Annotated in this window: 5 protein-coding genes; 3 read left to right on the top strand and 2 right to left on the bottom strand. The window is 66.1% G+C overall.

Annotated elements, in window-relative coordinates; genetic code table 11:
* Positions 1 to 1096: GuaB3 family IMP dehydrogenase-related protein (locus P2Q66_RS01975; protein WP_275725143.1), on the bottom strand; the 1096-nt coding region annotated here is incomplete at its 3' end.
* 109 nt (positions 1097 to 1205) lie between these two features.
* Here P2Q66_RS01975 and P2Q66_RS01970 point away from each other — a divergent pair.
* From P2Q66_RS01970 to P2Q66_RS01960, 3 genes are all read left to right on the top strand, one after another.
* A complete protein-coding gene (locus P2Q66_RS01970) occupies positions 1206 to 1850 on the top strand; it encodes a hypothetical protein (RefSeq protein WP_275725142.1) in 645 nt (214 codons plus the stop codon).
* Positions 1851 to 1853: 3 nt separating this feature from the next.
* Entirely contained in the window at positions 1854 to 2465 is a 612-nt protein-coding gene (locus P2Q66_RS01965) for a hypothetical protein (RefSeq protein WP_275725141.1), read from the top strand.
* A gap of 214 nt (positions 2466 to 2679) precedes the next feature.
* Complete coding sequence (locus P2Q66_RS01960) at positions 2680 to 3099, top strand: hypothetical protein (RefSeq protein ID WP_275725139.1); 420 nt, start codon at positions 2680 to 2682, stop codon at positions 3097 to 3099.
* 16 nt (positions 3100 to 3115) lie between these two features.
* Here the strand turns inward: P2Q66_RS01960 and P2Q66_RS01955 are convergent, their stop codons facing one another.
* The gene (locus P2Q66_RS01955) at positions 3116 to 4948 is read right to left on the bottom strand and encodes an ABC transporter ATP-binding protein (protein ID WP_275725137.1); all 1833 of its coding nucleotides are present in this window, start codon (positions 4946 to 4948) and stop codon (positions 3116 to 3118) included.
* Position 4949 lies beyond the last annotated feature (1 nt).

The following is a 4949-nucleotide window of genomic DNA, read 5'->3' as shown; positions in this document are numbered from 1 at the left end:
GGAATTCCTTCAGGTCCGAGTAGCCGGTGGTCGCCATGGAGCGGCGGAGCGCGCCGATGAGGTTGGACGTTCCGTTGGTGTGGTGGCCCGGGCCGAAGAGGACTTCCTCCAGCGGTCCGACGGTCCCGACGTTGGCGCGGTCGCCGCGGGGAAGTTCCAGGTGGTGGGCTTCCTGGCCCCAGTGCCAGCCCTTGCCGGGGGCCTCTTCGGCGCGCGCCAGCGCGCTGCCCAGCATGACGGCGTCGGCGCCCATCGCGATCGCCTTGACGATGTCGCCGGAGGTGCCCATGCCGCCGTCGGCGATGACGTGCACGTAGCGGCCGCCGGACTCGTCCATGTAGTCGCGGCGGGCGGCCGCGACGTCGGAAATGGCGGACGCCATCGGCGAGTGGATGCCCAGCGCGCGGCGGGTGGTAGTGGTGGCGCCGCCGCCGAAGCCGACCAGCACGCCGGCTGCACCGGTGCGCATGAGGTGGAGCGCGGGCGTGTAGCCGGCGGCGCCGCCCACGATCACCGGAACATCCAGCTCGTAGATGAACTGCTTGAGGTTCAGGGGCGCGTGGTCCTTGGACACGTGCTCGGCGGACACGGTGGTGCCGCGGATGACAAAGATGTCGACGCCGGCAGCGAGGACCGTCTTGTAGTGCTCCTGGGTGCGCTGCGGGGTGAGGGAGCCGGCAACGGTGACGCCGGCTTCGCGCATCTCGGCGAGGCGTGAAGTGATCAGTTCAGGCTGGATGGGCGCCTTGTACAATTCCTGCATCCGTCCGGTGACGGCGGGGCTGTTGGTCTCGTCCTGCAGCGCGCCGATCTCGTCCAGGATGGGCTGCGGGTCCTCGTAGCGGGTCCAGAGGCCTTCGAGGTCCAGGACGCCCAGGCCGCCCAGCTTGCCCAGGGCAATTGCCGTGGCCGGGGACATGGCGGAATCCATCGGCGCTGCGATGACGGGCATGCTGAACTGGTAGGCATCGATCTGCCAGGAGACGGAGACGTCCTTGGGGTCGCGGGTACGACGGTTAGGGACGATTGCAATGTCATCCAGGGAGTAGGCACGACGCCCACGCTTGCCACGGCCGATCTCGATCTCGTAAGTCACTGCTCTAGGTTATCCCAGCCGTCCTGCTGTTCCGGGACCATGGCAGCTGTCCGCAGGACTCAGTAACCTGAGGTCAACGCCTATAGCAAGGAGCTGGCCTTCAGCCGCCATGACCAGTCAACCCCTTTACCACGCCCGGCCCGCCCATCCCCTCGAGTATTGGCTCTCCCCCGACCTGGCCCGGGTGAGCCCACCCAACGCCCCGTCGCGTTTACGGCAACTGGCCGACGCCCAGGGCACGGTGGCAGCAGGCTGGAGCAGCGCGATCGCCGGCGGACCTGTCCTTGCCTTGGCCGGCGCGTTCTACTCAGCTACGTCAGGTAATCCTGCCGCCCTTGCTGTCCTCGGCCCCTTGGGTGCAGCCCTGGCGGCGCTCGGCCTGTTCTTCTGGAAGCGGGTACGCACAACGCTGCCCAATACCGACAAGAGCCTCATTACCCGCGGACCTGGATCAGCCCGGGGCGGCATCGTCATGGTGTCAGTACTGTCGGCCATCATTGGCGGGATCCTCTTGACGCCCCTGCCGGCGGCCGCTGACAGGGGAGACGGCACTGTGCTGGTACTGGCCGGCACCTTCCTGCTGATCGTGGGCCTCCTGGTGGCCTGCATCCTCGTCCCCTCCGTGGTACTGGGCCGGGCACGGCAATCCTTCCGGCTGCGGGTCCAATCGAACCCGGAACTGCGCAGCGCTGTGGAACAGGACCTGGCCGTGTGGCGCGATCCCTACGGCAATGCCGGCTACGGTCCGCTCTGAAACATGGTTAACCGCTGGATCTTTGACGGGCACATTGCCGGTATCGGCACCGCCTCCGGTCTCCGGGCCGTAGCAGGGATCTGGCAGCACTCCCCTTTCGGAGCCTTCGCGGACGTCATGCTCCAGCAGCCGTCCGGGCACCGGCTGCTGTTGGCGCCCACCGGGGAAACGGCTGACTTCATTTCGACCACCTATAGCTTCGACGAAGTCCAGGTTCTGGACATGTCAGCGGAGCTGGACCGTCATCGGCTCACTGTCGACGCCGGGCCCCTGGTGATCCGCGCGGAAGTAGGAGGCAGAACCTTGCTGGGGACCGCGCTGCGGGCAGTCCCGCGGCGCCTCGCTGTGCATCCGCGGTGGCTGAGCAGCGTCAGCCCGCTGGCGGCTTTGGCCGCCCCGGGTGCCCGCACGTTCGGCACCGCCGGCAATGGCAGGCGCGAGTATTACGGGGTGAGCGACCTCCACCACGTCACCTCCGCCGTCGTGACCTGGGAAGGGTCCGACGCCGGAACCCTGGCGCCCATCCGGCCGGCGGTGACGTTTGGGTTCAGCAGTGTCCCGCCGCGTCCCAGCCTGGCGCGGGTACGCACCACCGTTCTCGACGGGCGGCCCTGAGGGGACAAGTCCCCATCGCGCCGGTTTGAAAAGTGAAATAAATTTGTCCAGGACTGCTGGACCGCTGCGAACAATATTGGGGGAAACTTTGGCGCCAGGATTTTATGGGGCTGATAGCGATGAGCTCCGGACGCTGTCCCGGGGCAGCCTTGATGCACCGGAATTTGCACTGGGATACGCTCACCGCCGCGCCCGGGTCTTCTGGTTCTGGTGGATGGGAATCATCTTCGCAGTACCCGGCGTGGCGCAGACAGCCGCATTGGCAGCAACGGGTCAAGACCCGGAAAACGGCCTGATACTCGTAGCCTTCGGCCTCGCCACGTCCGGGATTGGCTGGCTGTTGGCAGTGGGTCCCCGCTTCACCCGCAAGCCTCCGCGCCCGGCAGATGACGTGGCCCGCACGGAACAGTACATCCGCGTTGTTCCAAGTTCCGCCGTCACCATGGTTGTCATCATGCTGGTGGTCGTCGCAGCTTTGAGCTTCCTCACGCCCAAGGGGACATCCCCCGAGGCTCTTCCCATCTCGGCAGTCCTGGCCGTCTTTCCCCTCCCCATTGCGGCAGGCATGCTTTACTCCAGGCACCTGCACCGTAACCGTGACCGGCTCTATACCGCCTGGCTGCGGCTCCGCTGACCCTGGTTCTGCAAGATCAGACGCCCTCGGCTTCCTCTACGCTGAGCTGGGATTCGAACATCCGGAAGTAGCGGCCGCGGAGCGCCACCAGCTCCCGGTGCGTGCCCTGCTCCACGATCCTGCCGTCTTCGAGCATGTAGACGATGTCCGCCTTCTCAATGGTGGCCAGCCGATGGCTGATGGCGATGATGGTGCTGCTGCGGTCCGCGAAGAGCCGGGTGAAGATCCGGTGTTCGGCGAGGGCGTCGATGGCTGATGTTGGTTCGTCCATCACCATGAACGAGGCGTCCCGGTAGAAGTTGCGGGCCATGGCCAGGCGCTGCCACTGGCCGCCGGACAGTCCGCTGCCCTTCCGGCCCCGCGGGTCCTCCATCCAGTTGCTGACGTGGTTCTCCAGCCCGTTCGGCAGCTTGTTGATGAAGTCCAGTGCTTCGGCATCACCGGCAGCCTTTCGGATCCGTGCGTCGTCCCTGGGTGCGTCGACGTCGCCGAAGTAGATGTTCTCCGCGGCCGTGGCGAACTCGTACTTGAGGAACTCCTGGCTCAGGACAGCCAGGTGGCGGTGCCAGGAGGTGACGTCGACGGCGGCGAGGTCCACGCCGTCGAGCATGACCTGCCCGGAGTCCGGCCGGTAGAGGCCGGCGAGGATCCGGATCAGGGTGGATTTGCCGGCACCGTTCTCCCCCACGATGGCGATGTGCTGGCCTTCGCGGATGGTCATGCTGATCCCGCGGATCACCTCGATGTCACTGCCCGTGTAAGTGAAGCGGATGTCCTTCAGCTCCACCTCTTTCGGCGGTCCCAGCAGCGGAGGTGCGTGCTCGGAATGGACCGGCAGGGCCATGAACAGCTCGTAGTCCTTGAGGTTCGCCAGATCCTCGTCGATCGAACTGAGCGAGGACACCAAATTGTTGGCGGTGGACAGGGCCCGGCTGACGATCTGCTGCACGTAGAGGAACTGCCCCACGGGCTGGGCCCGGGCAATGATCTGCCCCACCACCCAAATCAGCGAAACCACCTCGGCGCCGTACTGCAGGGCGTCGGCGGCCAGCTGTTTGGGGATGTACCGCCGCTGGAAATCGAGACGGCGGCGCTCGTCCGCGTCCCGCAGCCGCGAGCGGAGGTCCATCAGGAAGCCGACGATGCCGTAGAGCCGCATCTCGGCAATGTGCTGCGGCCGGAGGAGGTTTTGTTCGATCATCCGCCGCTGCCGCCGGGAGTCCACCTGCGTGTTCCAGTGCGCTATTTGCTCCCGTGACAGCTTGAACTGCAGGTAGACGCTGGGCACGATGGCCACCAGCACAATCACCGCGATCCACCAGCTGACCAGCAGCAGTGCGCCTACGGCCAGGATCACCGAAACGAGTTGGGTGAAGATCGCCGCGATCCGGTCCAGGACCCGCGCGTAGGAGTCGGAGAACCGCTTGGCGCGGTCGTACAGGTCAACGGTTTCTTTGTCGTCGTAGCGCCAGAACTCGAGGGCGAGGAACCGTTCGTACATCTGGTCCCCGACGATGGCGCCCACCTTGAAGCTCATCAGTTGCTGGATGTAGCGGTCAACGCTGGTGAAGGCACCCCAGAAGAGGCCAAGCGCGGCGGTGATGATGACGTACAGGATGGCCAGCTGCCCTGCACCGGCGTCCCCTGAGTAGGCGGCCGCGAGTGCCGTGGTGGTGAGGGCCGCAAAGTAGGTGGTGACCAGCGGAAGCACGGCCGAGATCAGCGAGCCGAGCACCTTCATGACCACCGCGCCCGGTGACGCGCGGAAGCTGACCTGGAGGACCTGCGCGACTGCGCGGGCATAGGGCCGCAGGGCAAGGCGGCGTGAGGGTTCCCGCTTGGGGGTCAGT

This window comes from Arthrobacter sp. Cr_A7 (assembly GCF_029222765.1).
GTDB lineage: Bacteria > Actinomycetota > Actinomycetes > Actinomycetales > Micrococcaceae > Arthrobacter.
Note: the sequence above shows the minus strand (reverse complement) of the source record. Positions and strands in the feature narration are given on the sequence as shown.